This window comes from Hymenobacter sp. (genome assembly GCF_031398885.1).
In the GTDB taxonomy this organism is placed as follows: domain Bacteria; phylum Bacteroidota; class Bacteroidia; order Cytophagales; family Hymenobacteraceae; genus Hymenobacter.
This window is the reverse complement of record NZ_JANNOD010000114.1, coordinates 18235-38256: the sequence shown is the minus strand read 5'-3', so window position 1 is coordinate 38256 and position 20022 is coordinate 18235. Positions and strand designations below refer to the sequence as shown.

16 protein-coding genes and 2 pseudogenes are annotated in these 20022 nt (G+C 62.1%); 9 read left to right on the top strand and 9 right to left on the bottom strand.

All coding sequences use genetic code 11. The features are described 5' to 3' along the window. The first annotated feature begins 122 nt into the window (after positions 1–122). Both RMO51_RS20435 and RMO51_RS20430 read left to right on the top strand, forming a co-directional pair. A complete protein-coding gene (locus RMO51_RS20435; protein ID WP_310397865.1) occupies positions 123–602 on the top strand; it encodes an acyl-CoA thioesterase in 480 nt (159 codons plus the stop codon). A gap of 66 nt (positions 603–668) precedes the next feature. After that, positions 669–1436 (top strand): hypothetical protein, encoded by a 768-nt coding sequence (locus RMO51_RS20430; protein ID WP_310397830.1) that lies wholly within the window; start codon positions 669–671, stop codon positions 1434–1436. Between the two features lie 82 nt (positions 1437–1518). On the opposite strand, the gene RMO51_RS20425 is transcribed toward RMO51_RS20430, so the two are convergent. The 5 genes from RMO51_RS20425 to alaS form a co-directional block, all read right to left on the bottom strand. Then, positions 1519–2655: a TlpA disulfide reductase family protein gene (locus RMO51_RS20425; RefSeq protein ID WP_310397829.1), complete on the bottom strand. Its 1137-nt coding sequence runs from the start codon at positions 2653–2655 to the stop codon at positions 1519–1521. Between the two features lie 164 nt (positions 2656–2819). Beyond that, positions 2820–4280, bottom strand: coding sequence for an Asp-tRNA(Asn)/Glu-tRNA(Gln) amidotransferase subunit GatB (gene gatB / locus RMO51_RS20420; RefSeq protein ID WP_310397828.1), 1461 nt, complete (start codon positions 4278–4280; stop codon positions 2820–2822). Between the two features lie 120 nt (positions 4281–4400). Beyond that, positions 4401–5123, bottom strand: coding sequence for a hypothetical protein (locus RMO51_RS20415; protein ID WP_310397827.1), 723 nt, complete (start codon positions 5121–5123; stop codon positions 4401–4403). A gap of 247 nt (positions 5124–5370) precedes the next feature. After that, complete coding sequence (locus RMO51_RS20410) at positions 5371–6156, bottom strand: energy transducer TonB (protein ID WP_310397826.1); 786 nt, start codon at positions 6154–6156, stop codon at positions 5371–5373. Between the two features lie 10 nt (positions 6157–6166). Then, positions 6167–8908: an alanine--tRNA ligase gene (gene alaS, locus RMO51_RS20405; RefSeq protein ID WP_310397825.1), complete on the bottom strand. Its 2742-nt coding sequence runs from the start codon at positions 8906–8908 to the stop codon at positions 6167–6169. Positions 8909–9109: 201 nt separating this feature from the next. Between alaS and RMO51_RS20400 the strand changes: the two genes are divergently transcribed. The 4 genes from RMO51_RS20400 to RMO51_RS20385 are packed head-to-tail and all read left to right on the top strand — an operon-like array spanning position 9110 to position 11950. Further along, positions 9110–9472: a MerR family transcriptional regulator gene (locus RMO51_RS20400; protein ID WP_310397824.1), complete on the top strand. Its 363-nt coding sequence runs from the start codon at positions 9110–9112 to the stop codon at positions 9470–9472. A 17-nt stretch (positions 9473–9489) separates the two neighbouring features. Then, the gene (locus RMO51_RS20395) at positions 9490–9903 is read left to right on the top strand and encodes a hypothetical protein (RefSeq protein WP_310397823.1); all 414 of its coding nucleotides are present in this window, start codon (positions 9490–9492) and stop codon (positions 9901–9903) included. Positions 9904–9949: 46 nt separating this feature from the next. Beyond that, complete coding sequence (dprA, locus tag RMO51_RS20390) at positions 9950–11089, top strand: DNA-processing protein DprA (protein WP_310397822.1); 1140 nt, start codon at positions 9950–9952, stop codon at positions 11087–11089. 36 nt (positions 11090–11125) lie between these two features. Beyond that, a complete protein-coding gene (locus RMO51_RS20385; protein WP_310397821.1) occupies positions 11126–11950 on the top strand; it encodes an aminotransferase class IV in 825 nt (274 codons plus the stop codon). Here RMO51_RS20385 and thyA (RMO51_RS20380) read toward each other — a convergent pair. The 4 genes and pseudogenes from thyA (RMO51_RS20380) to RMO51_RS20365 form a co-directional block, all read right to left on the bottom strand. Beyond that, positions 11895–12371, bottom strand: a pseudogene (gene thyA, locus RMO51_RS20380) (thymidylate synthase); the annotation flags it as partial. The gene RMO51_RS20385 and the pseudogene thyA (RMO51_RS20380) overlap by 56 nt on opposite strands. Before the next feature lie 582 nt (positions 12372–12953). Further along, a pseudogene (gene thyA, locus RMO51_RS20375) lies at positions 12954–13256 on the bottom strand (thymidylate synthase); the annotation flags it as partial. Between the two features lie 100 nt (positions 13257–13356). Then, positions 13357–14460: a type I restriction endonuclease gene (locus tag RMO51_RS20370; RefSeq protein WP_310397820.1), complete on the bottom strand. Its 1104-nt coding sequence runs from the start codon at positions 14458–14460 to the stop codon at positions 13357–13359. Between the two features lie 110 nt (positions 14461–14570). Continuing rightward, entirely contained in the window at positions 14571–14813 is a 243-nt protein-coding gene (locus RMO51_RS20365) for a hypothetical protein (RefSeq protein ID WP_310397819.1), read from the bottom strand. A 171-nt stretch (positions 14814–14984) separates the two neighbouring features. Here RMO51_RS20365 and RMO51_RS20360 point away from each other — a divergent pair, with 171 nt between their 5' ends. The 3 genes from RMO51_RS20360 (at position 14985) to RMO51_RS20350 (ending at position 19981) form a co-directional block, all read left to right on the top strand. Next, positions 14985–17288 (top strand): MMPL family transporter, encoded by a 2304-nt coding sequence (locus RMO51_RS20360; protein WP_310397818.1) that lies wholly within the window; start codon positions 14985–14987, stop codon positions 17286–17288. Between the two features lie 186 nt (positions 17289–17474). Continuing rightward, a complete protein-coding gene (locus RMO51_RS20355) occupies positions 17475–18281 on the top strand; it encodes an oxygenase MpaB family protein (RefSeq protein ID WP_310397817.1) in 807 nt (268 codons plus the stop codon). A 362-nt stretch (positions 18282–18643) separates the two neighbouring features. Next, a complete protein-coding gene (locus RMO51_RS20350) occupies positions 18644–19981 on the top strand; it encodes an SWIM zinc finger family protein (protein WP_310397816.1) in 1338 nt (445 codons plus the stop codon). Positions 19982–20022 lie beyond the last annotated feature (41 nt).

Here is a 20022-nt window from a genome sequence, read left to right as displayed (position 1 = left end):
GGCAATGAATACCCTCAGGGCGCGGGCCGCAATGCCTGCGCGTGACCCCGGGTTGCTGATTACCTAATTTAAACTTCCCCGCTGTGCGCAAGCAAAAACCCGTCGCCGACTCGTTCGTCATCATGACCGAGCTGGTGCTGCCTAACGACACCAACACCCTGAATAACCTGATGGGCGGCCGCATGATGCACCTGATGGACATTGCCGCCGCCATTTCGGCCCAGAAGCATTCCAACCGCATTGTGGTCACGGCCTCGGTCGACAACGTCTCGTTTCGCGACAGCATCCGGCTCGGCAACGTGGTGACGCTGCAAGCGCAGGTGACGCGGGCGTTCAGCTCCAGCATGGAAGTCCACATCGACGTGTGGGCCGAGGACATCCCCAGCGGCACCAAAATGAAAACCAACGAGGCCTTCTTCACCTTCGTGGCCGTGGACCAGGCCGGCCGGCCCATCGACGTGCCCGAGGCGCTTCCGGAAACTGACGAAGAAGTCCGCCTCTACGACGGGGCTTTGCGCCGCCGCCAGCTGCGCCTGGTGCTGGCCGGCCGCATGAAACCGGCCGAAGCCCAGGAGCTGAAGGCGCTGTTTGCGCTGGACTAGCCCCCGGCGCTGGGCCATCACCCGTGCCTTCGCTCTGTCTGCCTCGCCGCTTCACCTCGTTCAGCCATGCCCGCTAAAAAGCTCGCCTTCCTGCAGAATTTTTATACCGACGTGACGCTCTACGTGCCGGCGGAGGCGGTGCCGCCCCCCGCCCCCGCCAACGCGCCGGCCCTGCCCGCGCGCCCGGCGCCCACCGCCCCCGTTCGGCCGGTGGCCACCCTGCCCACGCGCGGCTTTAGCAAGCCCTCGGCCGGCCTGGAGCGGTTGGCCTCCGGTTTTGTCCCGCCCGTGGTTCCGGCGGAAAAGACGGATGTGGCCGCCGCGCCGATGGTAGTCAGGGCCGCCGCACCAATTCCGGCCGCGTTAGCCCCCGCGGCCTCGGTTCCTCCGGCCAGGGAGCCGGCCGCCCCGGCAGTACCGCCCGTGCTGTTGACCCCATTTTCTACGCTCGGCACCAATGACCAGGGCGTGCTGCTGCTGTTTCGGCTGCCGCAGGACCAATTCCTCAAGCTGCACCGCAACGTCTTTCTCAACAAGATGCTCCAGGCACTGGGCCTGGTCATGGCCGACGTGGTGCTGGTGAACGTGGAATCGGAACTGCCGGTGGCGCTGGTCAACCTGCGGCGCACGTTGGCCGGGACCCACATCGTGGCCTTTGGCAAAAATCTGTTGGACACCACCATCCGCAACACCCAGATTTACGAGCCCGTGCTCTTCCCCGGCCTGGGCCTCTCCTACCTGGCCTCGGCTACCGTGGACTTGGTGGAGTACGATGTGAGCCTGAAAAAGCGCCTCTGGCCGGGCCTGCAGCGCATGTTCGGCCAGGCTTACTGAATCAGTGCGCTTTGCGGCCCACGCAAAAAAGGCCCTTCTGAAATCAGACGGGCCTTTTTCTATTTCTGCAACTGCGACAACGCTATTTCACCGCGGGGCTGCCCAGAACTTCGGCCAGCTTGGCGGCCAGCGCTTCGCCCCGCAGGTTCTTGGCAATAATCTTGCCCTGCGGGTCGACCAGGAAGGATTGCGGAATGGATTTGACGCCGTAAGCGGCGCCCGCTGCGCTGTTCCACCCCGCCAGGTCCGAGACGTGGTGCCAGGTGAGGCCGTCGGCGGCAATGGCTTTGTCCCACTTGGCCTTGTCCTGGTCCAGCGACACGGAGTAAATGGTGAAGCCCTTGCCCTGGTCCTTGAATTGGTTGTAAGCCCGCACCACGTTGGGGTTTTCCTGACGGCAGGGGCCGCACCAGCTGGCCCAAAAATCAATGAGCACGTACTTGCCGCGCAGGCTGCTCAGGGCCAGTTTGGCGCCCGTGGGGGTTGGGAGGTTGATTTCCGGAGCCTGGGTGCCCGCAGCCGTGGCGCGCAGCGGCTCCAGGCGGGCCGTCAGCTCCTTGGTGAACGGCGAGGTGGGGTTGGCCCGGCGCTGCACGGAGGCCACCGAATCGGCAAACTGAAATTCTTCGTCTGGATTGAGAAAGGCCCCCACCGCGAAGCCGCCCACCACCGACGTGGCGTTGCGCCGAATCAGGGTTTTGACCTTGGCGGTGTTGCCCCCCTGAATTGCGTAGAACTCCTTCTCGATGGCCTTCATCTCCTCGGTTTTACCGGCCTGGCCGGCGGCGTTGTAGCGCTGGGTGAGGCCTTCCATTTGGCCTTTGGTGCCCTGCATCACCTGCGTGAGCTGGCGCAGAATCTCGGTGTCCTTGCTGCCCTTCACGCTGTAGGTGGCCGACAGACTTTTGGCGTCGCCGGCGAGCTGCACGCGGGTTTTGTTGTCGAGCAGCAGCAGCACCTGGTTGGCTTCGTCCACCTTAAGCTGGAAGATACCCGGCTTGGCGGACGCGCCCTTGAGCGTAAACTTACCCGAAGCGTCGGTTTTGACCTGGCTTTTTTCCACGAACTGGTTCGACACCAGCTCGGACAAGCGCAGCACGGTGCCCACCGGCGCATTTTTAAACTGACCCGAGACTTCGTAGCCGTCGGCGGCGGCGGCGTTTTGGCAGGCGTTGGCCAGGCCCAGTACGGTGGCGGCCACAAAAACAGATTTCATCATGGGAGAAGGCATAAAAGCAGTTAACAGTGAGCAGTTAACAATGAGTGAATGGTGGTGGCGGCAGCAGCAAAGGCAGCGGGCCGGCGCGTTTCAACCGCCGGTGATGGCAATGAAGTTTCAACTATCAGCTCGTCCTCAACTGCTCACTGATAACTGCACACTGCTCACTCATTTTCCAAGGCGGCGCGCAGCAGTTGGTTGGCCAGCTTGGGGTCGGCTTTGCCGCCGGTCAGCTTCATCAGCTCGCCCATAAACATACCGGTGAGGGATTTTTTGCCGGCGCGGTATTCGTCCACTTTGGCCGGGTTGGCGGCCAGCACCTGCTGCACCAGGCCGGCCAGCTCGCCGGTGTCGGCCTGGGTGAGCAGGCCCAGGCTCTCGGCCGCGCCGGTGGCGTTGGCCTGCGGGTGCTCCAGCAGGTGCGGGAAGAGCTGCTTGCTGGCCACCGAGTAGTTCAGCTTGCCCGCGTCAATCAGCTCGATGATGCCGGCCAGCTGGCCGGGGTCGAGCGGAAATTCTTCCATGGGCAGGGCGCGCTCGTTGAGGTAGGACTTCACGGGGCCCATCACCCAGTTGGCGGCGGCCTTGGCGTTGGGCGTGAGGCGGGCCAGCTCGTCGAAGAACAAGGCCACGTCTTTCTGGTCGACCAGCACCGCGGCGTCGTAGTCGCTCAGGCCCAGCTCGCCCACGAAGCGCGAATACAGCTGCTGCGGCAGCGCCGGCAGCTCGGCGGCCACGCGGTGCAGCCACTCGTCGGAAATGACCAGCGGGGGCAGGTCGGGCTCGGGAAAGTAGCGGTAGTCGTTGAGGGTTTCTTTGCTGCGCTGGCCGTTGGTGGTGCCGCTGGCGGCGTCAAAGCCCCGGGTTTCGCTGTCTACTGCGCCGCCGGCTTCGAGGAGGGCAACTTGCCGTTCCACTTCGTAGGCAATGGCCCGCTGCACGTTGCGGAAGGAGTTCATGTTCTTCACCTCCACCTTCATGCCGAACTGCGCGGCCCCGTGCCGCATCACCGAGATGTTGGCGTCGCAGCGCAGCGAGCCTTCCTCCATGTTGCCGTCGCAGATGCCCAAGTACTCCACCAGCTTCTTGATTTCGACGAGGTAGGCGTAGGCTTCCTCGCCGGTGCGGATGTCGGGCTCGCTCACTATTTCGATGAGCGGCACGCCGGCGCGGTTCAGGTCCACCAGGGTTTCGGTTTCGCCGGCCAGGTGCATGCTCTTGCCCGCGTCCTCCTCCATGTGAATGCGCGTGACGCCGATGCGCTTGACGGAACCGTCGGGCAGCCGCACGTCCAGGTGCCCGTCGTGGCAAATCGGGGTTTTGTCCTGGGTAATCTGGTAGCCCTTGGGCAGGTCGGGGTAGAAGTAGTTCTTGCGCGCAAACAGGTTGTCGCGGCGAATCTGGCAGTTGGTGGCCAGGCCCATTTTCATGGCAAACTCCACGGCCGTGCGGTTCACCATGGGCAAGGTGCCGGGGTGCCCCAGGGTGATAACCGAGAGGTTGGTGTTGGGCGCCACGCCGTACTCGTTTTCGTCGGACGAGTACATCTTACTGTGCGTGAGCAGTTGGGCGTGTACTTCCAGGCCGATAACGGGCTGGTATTTGGCAAGGGTGGCTTCGTCCATAGCTTAAAAAAAACGCGGGGTGCGCGGCGGTGCCGGGCCCCAAAGGTAACAAGGAGCGCAGGCCGGCGAACCATCCTTTGCAGCAGCTACTCCCCGGCGGGGCGCCGACCCACGCCGCCACTACTCGCCCGCGAGGGCCGCCGCCAGGCGCTGCCGCAGGGCCCGGGCCTCCTGCCCGGCGTGACTGTATTGCGCCAGAATGCTGGCAATCACCTCGCCGCGGGCCAGATAGTTTTGCATCGGTCCTTCCCGAAGCACGGCCAGCAGGTTGCTCTGGTCGGGCCGCAGGTGCAGGTCCAAATACGGCCCGGTGGTCTGGCGGTGGTATTCGGCATACCCGCGCCCGTTGCTCGTCAGGCTCGTCGTGGTGCGTTCGTAGTAGTTGAGCAGCTGTTGCAGCAGCTCTTCGTTTTCCACGATGCCCAGCCCGCCCGACGATTTCAGGCCCTGAAAACGGGTGTCGTTGGGCGTGAAATAATTAGTAGCCGTTAGCGTCGCGCTGTAGTACCTGACGCTGTCGTTCGGCCGGCGGGCCGTCAGCTTGCGGAAGTACCGCAGTCCCTGCTTTTGCCAGGCGAGCGCGGCCGAATCCTCCCGCATCTCGCGCAGGTCCTCGGCCAGGTCCCGCTGCAGGCCCAGCAGAAACTGGCGTTCCCGGGCCCGGTCGTGGCGGTGCTCCTGCCAGGAATGCAGCCAAATCGACAACGAAATGGCAAACACAATGATACCGATTTCGAGCAAAATCTCGCCCAGACGGGCGCGCCAACCGCGCGCTTCGTGCGCGTGCTCGGCCAGGCCCAGGGCTTTTTTGCCGTGTTTCTTGATGATATCAACCTCAATCATGACGCAACCCGTTTAGGCGGTGACTTGATTAAACCGAGCCCGAGCTTTCCCAGGCGCCCGCCGCTTCGCCTGACCGAGCCGCTGGGCGTCCCCAAAGTTAATTGCCGGCTGCGAACCAATGGTATGTGTAGAGCGGGTGCGCACGTTCTGCACGGTCCCGGGCGAACTCGGGACAATCCCCAAGGCGCAGGCAGGCACAAATAGCCAGGAACCGGCCTTAACTGCCTTGGGCACAGCCGACGGGTTGTTACAAGCCCAGGCTTCTGAGCGTTTTCATGGCGCCCGAGGCCTTGAATGTAATCGGCACCAGCATGCCGATGGGCATTCGTTCGCCGTCGATGCGCCCGGGCTCGAAGGGCGGCAGCTGGCGCACCGCGGCCACGGCCGCCGCGTCGAGCCAGGCGTTGCCGGGCCGCAGCACGCGCACTTCGGTCACGTCTCCCCGCGCCGTGACCGTAAAGCTGACCATTACCTGGCCTTCGGCGGCGCTGCGCACCGCGTCTGCCGGGTAGACCAAATGCTGCTGAATGGCGGCCGTGAGTGCCGCAAGGCCGCCCGGAAAGGCCGGTTGCTGCAGCAGGGAAAGGTAAGGCTCGATGGGCTGGCCATCGGGCCCAAAGTATTGCCCTTTTACCAACCGGCCGTGGTCGTAGAGGTCCCTGCGCTTGCGCGTGCCATCGGGGTAAAAGCCGTCAAGGTAACCGTGGACAACCCCGTCGTCGGCCTCGTACCGAAGCTTGGTCGCGCCGTTGGGGTAGCGGTCCAGGGCCGGGCCTTGGAGGGTAAGCCGCCGGAAGCTGGCGTACGTGACGGCGGAGCGCTGCTGCCCGCCCGGGTAGTACATGCTCCAGGTTCCGCCCGCAGCGGTTGTGTACTGCTTGACGCGAGTGTAGAAGGCCTGCTTGGGCGACGCCACGCGCACAAAGTCCGCGTCGAGGTAATCCACCAGTGAGTCTTGAATGCACGCTTGCTGACCCTGCACGCAGGGCCCCCAGAGCAGCAGCAACAGCAACATCGCAGCAAACGCTCTCATTTTTTCGGGGCTAGGCACTTTGGCTAATCAAGTTCTCCGCCTTTCCAATTGCTGCCGCCAGCCCGGCCACGTGCTTGCCGCCGGCCGTGGCGAAAAACGGCTGCCCGCCCCCGCCGCCCTGGATTTCCTTGGCCAGCTCGCGCACCAGCGCGGTGGCGTTGAGCTTGCCGACTTTCGCAATTTCATCGTCCAGTATCACGGCCAATTGCGGCTTGCCGTCAATTTCGGCGCCGAGCACGGCCACCAGCCTGGGCACCACCTGGCGCAGGTCGTAGGCCAGCTTCTTGAGGCCGTCGACGCTGCCGGCTTGCACCACCGCGGCCAGGAAATTCACCCCGTTCACTTCCTTCACCTGGGCGGCCAGCTGGTCCTTTTGCTGGCTGAGGCTTTGCTGCTCAAACTGCTCCAGTTGCTTGCGGAGCGTGGCGGTTTCCTCGCCCAGCTTTTCGATGCTGGGAATGAGGTGCTGGGGGTTGCCCAAAGCCTCGCGCACCTGGGCCAGCAGGTCGAGCTGCTGGTCCACGTAAGCCTCGGCGCCGGCCCCGGTCACGGCTTCGATGCGGCGCACGCCGGCGCCCACGGCGCTTTCGGCCGCGATTTTGAGGTAGCCGATGCGGCCGGTGTTGGCCACGTGCAGGCCGCCGCACAGCTCCACCGAGTAGTCTTTGTCGAAGGTGATGACGCGCACGAACTCGCCGTACTTCTCGCCGAACAGGGCCATGGCGCCCAGCGTTTTGGCTTCGGCCAGGGGCACGTTGCGGCGCTCGTCGAGCGGGATTTGCTGGCGGATGCGGCCGTTCACCAGTTGCTCAATCTCGCGCAGCTGCTGGTCAGTTACTTTGGTGAAGTGCGAGAAGTCGAAGCGCAGTAGCTTCTCGCTCACCAACGAGCCTTTCTGCTGCACGTGGCTACCGAGCACTTCGCGCAACGCGGCTTGCAGCAAGTGCGTGGCCGAGTGGTTTTGCCGAATCTGGTCGCGGCGGGCCGCGTCGGGCCGGGCCATGAAGTCGGCGGTCAGGTCCTCAGGCAGCTCCAGCAGGGTGTGCACGATGAGGTCGTTTTCGCGCCGGGTGTCAACCACGCGCACCTTCGACAAGTCGCTTTCCAGGTAGCCAGTGTCCCCAATCTGGCCGCCGCTTTCGGCGTAGAACGCGGTTTGGTCGAGTACGACCTGGTACTCGGTCTTGCCCTTGGCCGTGGTCTTGCGGTAGCGCAGGATGCGGGCGGGCGCGGCGTCCAGGTCGTAGCCCACAAAAGCGGGCTGGTCGTCAAAATCACCCACCACGGTCCAGTCGCTCTGCTCGGTTTCCTGGGCGTTGCGACTGCGAGCCTTCTGCTGCGCCAGCTCCTGTTGGAAGCCCGCTTCGTCCACCGTCAGGCCTTTTTCGCGGGCAATGAGGGCCGTGAGGTCCAGCGGAAAGCCGAAAGTATCGGACAGTTCGAAGGCCGTTTTGCCGTCGATGCGGTTGCCGTTGGCGCGGGCTGTTTCTTCCAAAGCATCGAGCCGCCGCAGGCCGGTTTCCAGCGTTTTCAGGAAAGCAATTTCCTCCTCCTCAATTACGCGCTGCACGAAAGCCACCTGGGCTTTTAGCTCGGGGAAGATGTTGCGCATCTGCTCGGCCAGCACCGGCACCAGCTTGTAGAGGAAGGGCTGCTTCTGATTCAATGACGAAAACGCGTAGCGCACGGCCCGCCGCAAAATGCGCCGGATGACGTAGCCGGCCTTCACGTTGCTGGGCAACTGGCCGTCGGCAATGGTGAAGCTAATGGTGCGAATATGGTCGGCGATGACGCGGATAGCAATGTCGGTTTTTATTTTTAAGCTGTCAGCTGTTAGCTGCTGGCTATTGGCTTCGTTCGACGAAGAGCTATCAGCTAACAGCTCTTGGCTAACAGCTAAGGAAGAAGGAGGCGTGGTGCCGTGGTATTCCACCCCTACTTCCTGGGCGATGAACTGGATGAGCGGCTGGAACACGTCGGTGTCGTAGTTCGACTTCACGCCCGACACGGCCATCATCAGGCGCTCGAAGCCCATGCCAGTGTCCACGTGCTGGGCCGGCAGCTTCACCAGGCTCTTGTCGGCCAGGCGCTGAAATTCCATGAACACGTTGTTCCAGATTTCCACCACCTGCGGGTGGTCGGCATTCACCAAGTCGCGGCCGGGCGTGGCGGCGCGCTCTTCGTCGGCGCGCAGGTCGATGTGGATTTCGGTGCACGGGCCGCAGGGGCCGGTGTCGCCCATCTCCCAGAAGTTGTCCTTCTTGTTGCCGGGCAGGATGCGGTCGTCGGTGGTGTACTGGCGCCACAGGGCCTGGGTTTCGGTGTCGGCACCCAGGCCGTCGCCGGCGTCGCCCTCGAAATACGTGACGTAGAGGCGGTCTTTATCCAACTTGTATACGTCGGTGAGCAGCTCCCAGGCCCAGGCGATGGCGTCGGTTTTGAAGTAGTCGCCAAACGACCAGTTGCCGAGCATCTCGAACATGGTGTGGTGGTAGGTGTCATAGCCCACCTCCTCCAGGTCGTTGTGCTTGCCGCTTACGCGCAGGCATTTTTGGGTGTCGGCGATGCGCTTGTAGGGCGCCGGCCGGTTGCCCAGAAAATAGTCTTTAAACGGGGCCATGCCGCTGTTGATGAACAGCAGCGTGGGGTCGTCCTTGACCACAATCGGGGCCGAGGGCACGATGTGGTGGCCTTTGGAAGCGAAGAAATCGAGGAATTGCTGACGGACGTGCGAGGCGGTGGGAAGCGGCATACGGTAGCGCCAAGCTCCAGCTTGGCGAATGGAAACGATGAACGAAATAACCGGCCGGGCTTGGTGGCCGCCGCCGGATTTATGGCTACTTTTCGGCCCGGCAAGCCCGGCGGAAGCTGGTTTGGCAAAGGTAGCCGCTCGGCAGTACATCGTTTTACCCACCGCAACACCCACTCGCCCAGCTGGAGCTTGGCGCTACGTATGCCTTACAAAGAGCGCAGCATCGAAAAACAGTACTTCACCATCGGCGAAGTGGCAGCCCAGTTCAAGGTGGCCGAGTCGCTGGTGCGCTTCTGGGAAACCGAGTTCGACGAGCTGCGCCCCCGCCGCAGCAAGAAGGGCAACCGCCTTTACACGCCCCAGGACATCGAAATTTTCCGCACCATCTACCACCTGGTAAAGGAGCGCGGCTACACCATCCCCGGCGCCCGCGACATGCTCAAGCAAAAGGGCCCGCAGCTCAAGGAAAAGATTGACGTGGTGCAGGCCCTGGAGCGGGTGCGGGGATTTCTGGTGAGCCTGAAAAAAGAAGTGGAAGCCGCCGGCAAGGCGGACACGGAGTAAGCGCAATGGAAGCGGTTATGCTCATCGCGGAAGCGTCGGATTTGCTACCGACATTCAGGCAAGCCCTACGGGAAGCTTATCCGATGGCGCTTATTTCTGACATGGCAAATCAGTCAGATTTTGCTATTGAGTTTTCGACCCATTCGCGGGTTTACATTGAATACGACGGCCCTGATTTAGAATCGATAGGGTGGGAAGTTGATGAAATAAGCATAATCACCACCCAATTCCGGCAGTGCCCCAACGTCTATAGCTTAGCTTACCACGGCATTGATGCAATAAAACAGGTCGTTATAATCTTGGCAAATTCAGACCAAGTAATGATTGATAACGATTGCGGTGATTTGATGATTGGGTCAATGTTCGTTGCTAGAATTCTTAAGGAACCTGACTGGAATTGGCTTCAAGACTTTTATGATAGAGAAGTATAAATAACTTCCTTAATTGACTTGACTCCCCTCCTGCCAGAAAAGATAAATGTCTGCCCCTACCCCTAGCGAAACCCTATTCCACGAGCTGGCCCTGACGCTGCTGCCCGGCATCGGCCCCCAGCTCACCCGGCAGCTGATGAGCTACGGCGGCGCGGCCAAAAATGTGCTCGCCATGCCGGCCGGCAAGCTGCGCCGCATCCCCGGCGTGGGCGACGCCACCGTGAAAATCCTCACCGGCCCCGAGCGCGAAACCGCCCTACGCAAGGCCGAGCACGATTTGCGAAAAGCCGAAAAAGACGGCGTGGAAATCATCTTTTACACCAGCAAGCGCTTCCCCAGCCGCCTCAAGCTAATTCCCGACACACCGGCCCTGCTCTATTACCAGGGCTCGGCCGACCTGAACGCGCCCAAAACGGTGGCCATCGTGGGCACGCGCCAGGCCACCGACTACGGCCGCGAGCAGACCGAGCGCCTCGTCCGGGGCCTGCTGCCGCACCGGCCGCTGGTCGTCAGCGGCCTGGCCTACGGCATCGATATCCTGGCCCACCGCGTTGCTTTGCAGGAAGGGCTGGACACCGTGGGCGTGATGGCCACCGGCCTCGACATCATTTACCCCGCCGCGCACCGCAAAACCGCCGAGAAAATGCGCGAGCAGGGCGGCCTGCTCACCGAGTTTCCGTTCGGCACGCCGCCCGACCGCTACAACTTCCCGGCCCGCAACCGCATCATCGCCGGCCTGGCCGACGGCACCGTGGTGGTCGAAGCCGCGATAAAAGGCGGCGCGCTCATCACCGCCGAGCTGGCCCTGAGCTACGACCGCGACGTGCTGGCCGTGCCCGGCAACCTGGGCTCGGCCGCCTCCGAAGGCTGCAATGCCCTTATCAAAAACAACAAAGCCGCCCTCTACGCCGAGCCAGCGGACCTGGAGCAGCTCCTGAATTGGGACGCGGCCCTGCACCAGTCGGGCAAGTTCAAGCCCACCCCCTGCTACTCGCCCGACGATTTTTCGGCCGATGAATTTGGGCTGATAACCGTGCTGGCGGCGGCCGGTGGGCGCGAAGAGCAGATGGACGAATTGGCCTGGAAAGCCCAACTGCCCATCTACGCCGTGGCCTCGCTGCTGCTGGGGCTGGAGTTTCGGGGCGTGGTGCGGGCGCTGCCGGGCAAAAAGTTTCTCCTAATCTGAACCCCGGATTTATCGGATTTTGTGAACGGCCGGACCATGCAAATACTCTTCAACGGCGAACTGCTACCGGCGGCTTCCCTCAACCTGGGCTGGCCCAACCGTGGCCTTGCTTTCGGCGACGGTTTTTTTGAGACGCTTGTATTCGAGGCCAACCACCTGCGGTTCGTTGATGACCATTTCCAGCGCATGCAACAGGCCGCCACCGCGCTGCAGCTGAAGCTGCCGGCAGCGCTGGCTTCCGGCGAGGCGTTGGCAACTACCCTGCTTCAGTTGCCTCACGCCAACGCCCTGCCCGCCGCTCGTTTGCGCCTCCAACTCTGGCGCGCGGGCGGCGGCCGCTATACGCCGCTCACCACCGCCTGCGAATGGCTGGCCACCACCGAGCCGTTTGTCGCGGATGACTCCCCAATTGCAACCGCTGATTTTGCGGTAGAAACCCACTCAGTACATTCCCCCCTGAGCTTTTGCAAGGGTCCGCAGGCGTGGCTCTACGTGCGGGCGGCCCACGAACGCCAGCGGCGCGGGCTGGATGAGATTATTCTCTGCGACGCCGCCGGGCACGTGGCCGAGGCGGGCGCAGCGGCTGTTTTTTGGGTGAAAAACGGCGTGCTGTTCACGCCTTCGCTCACCAGCGGCTGCGTGGCCGGGGTGCGCCGGGCCCAGGTGCTGCGGGCGGCGCGGGCCGCGGGAGTTGAATACCGAGAAGGTCTTTTTTTTCAGGCCGAAATGGCGGCGGCTGATTCGGTCTTCACGGCCAACGTAGCAAGCCTGCGCGCAGTCCTGCGCATAGGCGCCAAAGAATTTGCTACACCGCCACCGGCGCTTTTATCGCTGGCCACGGCTCATAGTTCTCAAGCTTAAAATCTTCATACTGAAAGCCAAAAATGTCCGTTACCTCGGGGTTGATGCGCAACTGAGGCAGCGGGCGGGGCTCACGGGTCAATTGCAGCTCCGCTTGCTCTAGGTGATTGGAATACAGGTGCGTATCGCCGCCGGTCCAGATGAACTCGCCGGGTTGCAGGCCCGTCACCTGGGCCACCATGAGGGTGAGCAGGGCGTAGCTGGCAATGTTGAAGGGCACGCCCAGGAATACGTCGGCCGAGCGCTGATAGAGCTGGCAGGAGAGCTTGCCGTCGGCCACGTAGAACTGGAACAGGGCGTGGCAGGGCTGAAGGCGCATTCGTGGCAGGTCGGCCACGTTCCAGGCGCTGACAATGATGCGGCGTGAATCGGGACGCAAGCGGATTTCAGCAATGGCTTGCCGTATTTGGTCGTGGAGCCGAAGCCGTGGCAATAAACCATTGGTGTCCAATACTTCGAAGTGCCAACCTTTGTGCGCGGCCCGGTCGCCCCGCAGGCATTTGTAAACCGTCGATTCATCCAGCTCGTGGTCCTGGCACAAGCCCGCTAAATCCATCACCACCGCTGAGTCGCCCCAGGGAGCAGTTGCTTTTACAGCTCGTCCACGCCGGGTGTTGATGTTTTGCTCTTTGCGGGTAAGCCAAAGGCAGGAATCCGGGCCATATTTATTGGTGGCGTAGTAGTCTTTGTCCAACTCGTAATCGTCGGGAAATGCTTGTTTCAGCAAACCATTCGGCAGCTTGTAGGCATCGGCCGCAAAGGTGGCAAACTCGTGCCAGCGGGCATCGACGAAGACGCCGCGGCCACCGTATTCGGCATAGCTCTTTTTACTGGAGTCGTAACAGCGGTGCAGCATCTCGTTCCAAGTGGCATACAACTGCGCCAAGGCCGGCGTCTGGCGGCTTTCAACCAGCGAATTGCGGCCAATCCCGGCAATTAGCCCCGATTGCCAAGAAGTGGGCGGGATGTCAAATTGACGAGGCGCTATCAACTCGACCTGCTCCCAGCGCCGCCACTGCTTGCCGTACACGGGGCCTAACGAGCCATCTTCACGCGCCCATTCACGCCAGATTTTCACGCCTTCTTTCTCAAGCACGTTATGGTTGGTGTCGCCCCTGAGAAACCAGAGCAGCTCGTGGATGATGCTTCTCAAATGGACCTTTTTGGTGGTCACGAGCGGGAAGCCCTCGGCCAGATTAAACCGCATCTGCGGCCCGAAGATGGACACCGTGCCCGTCCCGGTCCGGTCGGTTTTGACGGTGCCGGTGTCGAGGATTTGGCGGAGCAGGGCTTGGTATTGGCGCATGTGGCGATGGAGCAAAGGCTCAAGGACCAAAAATAGCGAAAGCCGCCGGTGTGGGGACGGCTTTCGCCTTTACTCAGGACCCATATCCGCCTTTATTACTTTATTCTGCGGCAGCAGCGGCCGGCTTGGTTTCGTGTTTTTGCACAGCCGCCCGAATGCGCGAAGCCATTCCGTACAAGTCGTCCAGAGAAGTTATATCAACTCGCTCACCTCCTTCAATATCGAATAAAGTGACGTATTTTTTACTGCTGTTGAAATGAAGCCGGCAGATGGGTTTTCGGTTGTTGTCGTCCAATAAAATACCGCAGTAGGATTGCACATCCCGCATCACCACTCGGTTGACGGGCACCATTTTGCGCAGAATGGCCCGCACAATCATAAAGCCCTCGGTTTCTTCTACCGTGGTTTGAATGTCCTTGCCCTCCGCTTCGGCGGCAGCAACAGGCTCGGGCATCGACGGCACGTCGCTCACCAACGGACCTTGACCGCTGGTGTCAATCATGGCTGAACGCAGCCGCATGGCTATTTTGTCATTTAAAAACTGGTGGAAGGACCGGTGGACCAACACGCTGAACTGTTCTTTGAGCTTGGTAGTCAGCACTCCATCGTAAACTTGTTTTGACACAAAATGCGTAAAATCGGCCGAGGGCTGAGTGAATTGTTCGCCGAAATACTTTTTGAAAGCCCGCATGTATTTGAGATTATACGCGGCAAAGAGTAAGTCATCGATGTTGAATGAGGGCTTGCTCAGCTTCTTAATTTCAACGATGTCGTTCTCGTGAAAATTAAATAAGTCGAACTCTAAAAATGGCCGCTCGTCCATCTTATTGGCCTGCTCTAAATCCGTGAACAGCCGGTACACAACGCCGTTAGTAAGCACGGCAATGCGGGCATCCGTCACGTGAAAATACCGAAACAACTGACTGGCGTGGTTGATGTTGAGGTCGCTGCCCACGTGCTTGCATTCAATCAGTATGATTGGCTTCCCTTCGCGCATGATGGCATAATCAATCTTCTCGCCCTTCTTAGTGCCGATATCACAAATGAATTCCGGAACCACTTCCGTCGGGTCAAACACATTGTATCCCAACGCATTGATAAACGGCATTACCAAGGCCGTTTTAGTGGCTTCTTCGGTTTGAATGTAGCCAATTTGCTTTTGGGCCCGTGAAGCTAGATTCGTTAGTTGGTCAATAAGGTCCATTTGGGTACTTGATTGGGTAGAAATCCGGATTGGGGTTGTAAGCTAACCATAAAAAAAGCCCTGCATCAAAAGAGCAGGGCTTTTTAAATTTCAAAGAAGGCAGTTGCTTTTTACAGCGACTTGGCCACCGCCACCACCGGGGCTTTGGCGGCGGGCTTCACGGCTGCGACTTTGCCGCCTTTCATGCAGCAGGAGCTGCCACCGGCCAGGCTGGCCTTGGCGCCCATGGCGCACGAAGCTTTGGGGCTGGTGGAGGCAGTGGCTTTTTTAGCGTCTTTGCCCGGGCCCTCCTGGGCGAAAGCGGAGCTACCAGCGAAAGCAAACAGGGCGAGGGCAAGAAGGGTATTTTTCATAAGGTTAAGAATTTGGGGTTTGTTAATGAAAGATACAACGGCGCGCCAAAGTTTGATTGCAAGTAGCGGCCAATCCCGGTGGCATCCGAACGTTGTGGCAGCTGGCTTGTTGTGCAAGCTCCGTCTTTTTTGCGCCGCTGGCTGCCCGCTGGCGGCGAATAGCTTTCCCAGATGCCCCTCCGCCGCTACGCCCATTTTACCCTCGTTGCCCTGGGCCTGCTCACGGCCCTGGCCCTGTACTTCGTGGTCCAACTGCGGTTCAACTACAATTTCAACGACTTCTACCCCGCCGGCGACCCCGACCTGGAGTTCTACCAGGGCTACACCCAACGCTTCGGCAACGACAACGACTACGTGCTGCTGGGCGTGGAGGCCCCGGCGGGCAAAACGGCCTTCGACCCCGCGTTTCTCGCCCAAATTGACTCGCTTACGCGCCTGGCGCGGCGGCAGCGGCACGTGCTCAGCGTTACCTCCCCCACCACCCTGGCCAACCCCGTGGTGGAAGGCCTGGGCGTGTTCAGCCTGCCCTACCTGCACCCCGCCGAGCCCGCCCGCCGCGCCGACGACTCCACCCTGATTTACCGCACGCCCGGCCTGGTGGGCAACGTGTTCAGCGCCGATGCCCGGGCCGTGGCCCTGGTGCTGCAAATCACGCCCGACCTGACCAAACCACCCGGCGACTCGCTCTTTGCCGCCCTGCACGCGGGGCTGGCCCGCTTGGGCCTGCCCGAGGCGCGGGCGCACTTCGCCGGCAAGCTGGTGGCCCAGTCCGTGTTCGTCGACCGGCTGAAGTGGGAGCTGGTGGTGTTCATGTCGCTCTCGGTGCTGCTGGTCACGGGGCTGCTCTGGCTCACGTTTCGCACCTGGTGGGGCGTGGTGCTGCCGCTGATTGTCGTGCTGGGCACCATCCTCTGGGGCCTGGCCCTGATGGCGGCCTGCGGCGTGAGCATCGACTTGATGACGGCCCTGCTGCCGCTCATGCTCTTCGTGGTGGGCATGTCCGACACCATCCACATCATCAGCCGCTACGTGAGCGAGCTGGGCTACGGGGCCAGTAAAAAGGACGCCTTGCGGGTCACTATCAAGGAGTCGGGGTTCGGGTCGGGGCTGTCGGCCCTCACCACCAGCCTGGGCTTCTTCACGCTGATGACCAGCACCATCCGGCCCATCCACAACTTCGGGCTCTTCACCGGCGTGGCCGTAATTTTGGCCTTCCTACTGAGTTTCACCCTGCTGCCGGCCATGCTGGTGCTGCTGGGCAAGCCCCAGTTGCGCGAGCCGCGCCGCCAGGGCCACAGCTGGGACGGCGTGCTGGGCCGCCTGTTCCGCACGGTGCTGGTGCGGCGGCGGCTCATCTTCACCGTCAGCGGGCTGGTGCTGGCGGTGGCCATCGGCTTCGCCACCCGGGTGCGCATCAACTCGGCCCTGCTCGATGACTTGTCCAAAGGCGACCCGGTGCGGCAGGACTTCGCCTTTTTCGACCGGCAGTTTGCCGGCGTGCGCCCGTTTGAGCTGGAGTTGCAGCCGGCGCCCGGGCGCGGCATCTACGACCTGGACGTGCTGCGAGCCACCGAGCGCATCGAGAGCTACCTCAGCCGCACCTACGGCCTGCAGTACGCCGCCTCGCCGGTCACGCTGGTCAAGGCGGTGCGCAAGGCCCTGAACGGCGGCGGCCTGGCCGAGTACCGCCTGCCCGCCGATACGCTGGAGCTGCGCCGCCTGCGCGGCAAGCTCCGCCTGTTCCGCAAGAAGGCCGAATTCAGCGCCCTGGCCCTGCCCGACGGCTCGGCCGGCCGCCTCACCGGCCGCATGGCCGACGTGGGCAGCGTGCGGGCCGCGGCCCTCAACGACGAGCTGCGCCGCTACCTACGCACGTCCATCGACAGCACCGTGCTGCGTACCCGGCTTACGGGCTCGTCGAACCTCATCGACAAAAACAACGAAAACCTGACCCTGAACATGATTCAGGGCATGGCCATCGACGTGCTCATGGTCACGCTCATCGTGCTGGCCCTGTTCAAGTCGCTGCGCATGACGGTGGTGGTGCTCATTCCCAACCTGCTGCCCATCGTCATCGTGGCCGGCGTCATGGGGCTGGCCGGGGTCAGCATGAAGGTCAGCACGAGCATCATCTTCACCATTGCCTTCGGCATCGCCGTCGACGACACCATTCACTTCATCAGCAAGCTGCGGCTCACGCTGGGCCGGGAGCCCGACATTTTTAAGGCCGTGCGGCACACTTACTTGCTGGCCGGCAAGGCCGTCATCACCACGTCGCTGATTCTGGTGGGCGGCTTTTCGACGCTCTTGTTCTCCAAGTTCGACGGGACTTTTTACGTGGGCCTGCTCATTGGCCTGACGCTGCTGTTCGGCGTGGTGGCCGAGCTGACGCTGCTGCCGCTGCTGATTCTATATTTCTACAAGCGGCCGGCGCCCCAGCCCGTCGCCCCTGGCATCGAGCAGCCGGTTTCGTAGCGCCACCTGGGTTTAGCCGGCTTCTGCTGCCCCGCGGGTCGCCAGGGCGGGCAACACGGCCGGCTTGTGGGAATGCATCAAACAAGCCGAGTACAAAGCCCATTTGACGACGGTTAATAAAGCAGGGCGCCGCCAAAATTACGCTTAGCTTTGTTATTCAAAGTTCTTTATAATATGGCATATTTCGTGGCTCCCGAGTCTATCGTCCGCCGCATCTGGGGCACTTCCGACACGGTGCTGTTCATCTTCGCCGGCGCGGCGGCCGAGTTCGCCCTGAATAAGGCCGTGGACTGGATTTATTTCACCGGCCGGCTGCCGGCCGACCCGCTGGCCCGCTTATTTTCAACGGTTGACTACGCCCGCCGCATCGTGTTTGCCGAGCGTGCCGAAGCCGAGCGGACCATCGCGGCCATCGCGGCCATCCACGCGGGCGTGGAATCCCGCCGGGGCCGGGCCATTCCCGACTGGGCCTACCGCGACGTGCTGTTCCTACTCATTGCCTATTCCATCCGGTCCTTTGAGGTGCTGGAGCGCCAGCTGACCGCGGCCGAGCGGGAAGAGGTAACGGCCGTGTTTTGCCGCGTGGGGCAGCGCCTGGGCATCCCCGAGCTGCCCGGTTCCTACGCCGACTGGCTGGTTGCCCGCGAGCAGCACCTGGCCCAGAACCTGGTCCTGAGCCACCACACCACCGATTTGTACCGGCAGTACCGCCGGCACCTGGGCGGCCCGCGCTACCAGTTGCTCCGAGCGGTACAAGGGCTGGTGGTGCCGCCCCCGGTGCGTCGGCAGCTGCAATTGCCCACCGGCGGGTGGCTGCGTCCGGCCGTGGCCTTCTACCGCCGCACGAAGCACTGGCCGGCCAGCCAGTGGGCCAGGCAGGCGATGCTTCCGGCAGACTACCGGGCCCGAATCCGGGCGCTGGATTCGCCCCCGCCCCCGTCTGCTTCCCCGGTGCCGGTTCGCCCCGTGCCCCGGCGCTGCCCGATGCGGTAGCCAAGCGCGACAACAGGTGATTAGCCGATTGCAGGAACTACAGTGGCTGGCAGGTTCGTGCGCCGGTCGTGTGGTTTTCTTTTATCTGATTATTTAAGAGAAAGGCCAGTGGCTAGGTTTTCCAGCCGTGCCATGCACCTGGACTTAAATACTGTTCTAAACACTTAATAAGTCAGATTAAAAGATTTATAGCGCCTGATTACGACAACACAATTACTAAGAATACTGGCCTAGCAAATATTATTTCTTCTGTTTACCAAAAAAATTAGTATAATTTCAGAATATTTCCAATTAGATTTGCAGTAGATGCTCCAGGGCCGACCTTGAGCGGCGCGCTTTTCCCAACATATTCTGCTCTAGCCATGTCTGATTTTGCTTACGCCTATGCCCGTCCTTCCGCCCTGCAAGCCAGCGCAGAGGGCAATACGCTGTCGCTGGCGGCCTACGCGGAGGATGCCCCCGCCGGGGCCTCGTGCTTTTTCTGGGGCCGGCTGCGCGACTCGTGGCTGGTGGCCCGCGGGCTAACCACATTAGCCAAAGTGGTGGCTTCGCGCTTCGTGCCCCAGAGCGCCGCGCTGCGCGACCCCATCGTGACGGCGGGCGCGGGCAGGCTGCGGTTTGAAGCCTTCTCGTCGTGCAACGGCGTCTACGCCCGCCTCGATTTGGGGCCGGACGCGTTGGACGGCGAGTTTCTGAGCAGCGGCACCACCAACGTCGACTTCAACGAGCCGATGGTGAACGCGCTGGCCCGCATTGCGCGCACCGAGCCGGTGCTGCTGAGCGTGGGCGACCGGGAAGTGACGCTGGAACGGGCGGCCGGCAAAGTGACCGAGCGCAAGGTGGCCCTGCCCGAGCGCTGGATTAAGGGCCTCACCGCCGTGCAGGGCTACCTGGCCGTGATGGACAAAAAAATGACCCTGAGCCGCGTGCAGGCCCTGCAATTGGTGCAGAGCATTCCGGCGGGCACCACGAAGTCGGACTTTTTTCTGGTGCTGCGCGGGCCCCGGCCGAGCTTCGCGCCGCTGGGCAGCGCGGGGGCAGTACGGGTGGGCGGCGTGCACCGACTGCGGTTACTAGAAGGGCTGCTGCCGCTGTGCCAGGGCGTGCGGGTGTTTGCCACGGCCGACGGGCAGGCGGCGGCCTTCGTGCTGGCCCTGGGCGGCGGGCAGGAGTTTGTGCTGGCCCTGTCGGCGGAAGTGAACCGGGGCTTTTCGGGCGAGGGCAACCAGCTCGATACGCTGCTGGACGAGCTGCCCGCCGAGTGGATAGTGGGCGCCAACCACCTGTTCCGGGGCAACGAAACCTTTAATCCCGCCCTGTTCGCGGTCGAACACAACCTGGCCCCCGACACCGTGGACCGGCTGTGCGCCAGCCTGTCGGCCATGGGCCTGCTCGGGTTCGACCTGGCCGAAAACCACTACTTCTACCGCCGCCTGCCCTTCAAGATGGAGCGCATCCTGAAGCTCAACCCACGGCTGAAAAACGCCCGTGCCCTGCTCGACGCCGCCGATGACGTGCAGCTGGTGGGCCTGGGCGCGGGCGGCCGGACCGAGGCGCGGGTGCGCGGCACCGGCGTGTGGCACACGGTGGTGGTGGGCGGCCCCGCGCCGCCGCGCTGCACCTGCCCGTGGTTTACCGGCAACCAGGGGCAGCGCGGGCCGTGCAAGCATATTCTGGCGGCGCAGATGCGGTTTTTGTAGCGTATGAGCTTTGGGCAAACTTCTCTCCTTTCACGAAATCA

Bases quoted from the DNA above. Each gene is read 5' to 3' on its own strand.
- RMO51_RS20435 (WP_310397865.1), top strand. From the start codon at position 123: ATGACCGAGCTGGTGCTGCCTAACGACACCAACACCCTGAATAACCTG.
- RMO51_RS20430 (WP_310397830.1), top strand. From the start codon at position 669: ATGCCCGCTAAAAAGCTCGCCTTCCTGCAGAATTTTTATACCGACGTG.
- RMO51_RS20425 (WP_310397829.1), bottom strand. From the start codon at position 2,655: ATGATGAAATCTGTTTTTGTGGCCGCCACCGTACTGGGCCTGGCCAAC.
- gatB (WP_310397828.1), bottom strand. From the start codon at position 4,280: ATGGACGAAGCCACCCTTGCCAAATACCAGCCCGTTATCGGCCTGGAA.
- RMO51_RS20415 (WP_310397827.1), bottom strand. From the start codon at position 5,123: ATGATTGAGGTTGATATCATCAAGAAACACGGCAAAAAAGCCCTGGGC.
- RMO51_RS20410 (WP_310397826.1), bottom strand. From the start codon at position 6,156: ATGAGAGCGTTTGCTGCGATGTTGCTGTTGCTGCTGCTCTGGGGGCCC.
- alaS (WP_310397825.1), bottom strand. From the start codon at position 8,908: ATGCCGCTTCCCACCGCCTCGCACGTCCGTCAGCAATTCCTCGATTTC.
- RMO51_RS20400 (WP_310397824.1), top strand. From the start codon at position 9,110: ATGCCTTACAAAGAGCGCAGCATCGAAAAACAGTACTTCACCATCGGC.
- RMO51_RS20395 (WP_310397823.1), top strand. From the start codon at position 9,490: ATGCTCATCGCGGAAGCGTCGGATTTGCTACCGACATTCAGGCAAGCC.
- dprA (WP_310397822.1), top strand. From the start codon at position 9,950: ATGTCTGCCCCTACCCCTAGCGAAACCCTATTCCACGAGCTGGCCCTG.
- RMO51_RS20385 (WP_310397821.1), top strand. From the start codon at position 11,126: ATGCAAATACTCTTCAACGGCGAACTGCTACCGGCGGCTTCCCTCAAC.
- RMO51_RS20370 (WP_310397820.1), bottom strand. From the start codon at position 14,460: ATGGACCTTATTGACCAACTAACGAATCTAGCTTCACGGGCCCAAAAG.
- RMO51_RS20365 (WP_310397819.1), bottom strand. From the start codon at position 14,813: ATGAAAAATACCCTTCTTGCCCTCGCCCTGTTTGCTTTCGCTGGTAGC.
- RMO51_RS20360 (WP_310397818.1), top strand. From the start codon at position 14,985: ATGCCCCTCCGCCGCTACGCCCATTTTACCCTCGTTGCCCTGGGCCTG.
- RMO51_RS20350 (WP_310397816.1), top strand. From the start codon at position 18,644: ATGTCTGATTTTGCTTACGCCTATGCCCGTCCTTCCGCCCTGCAAGCC.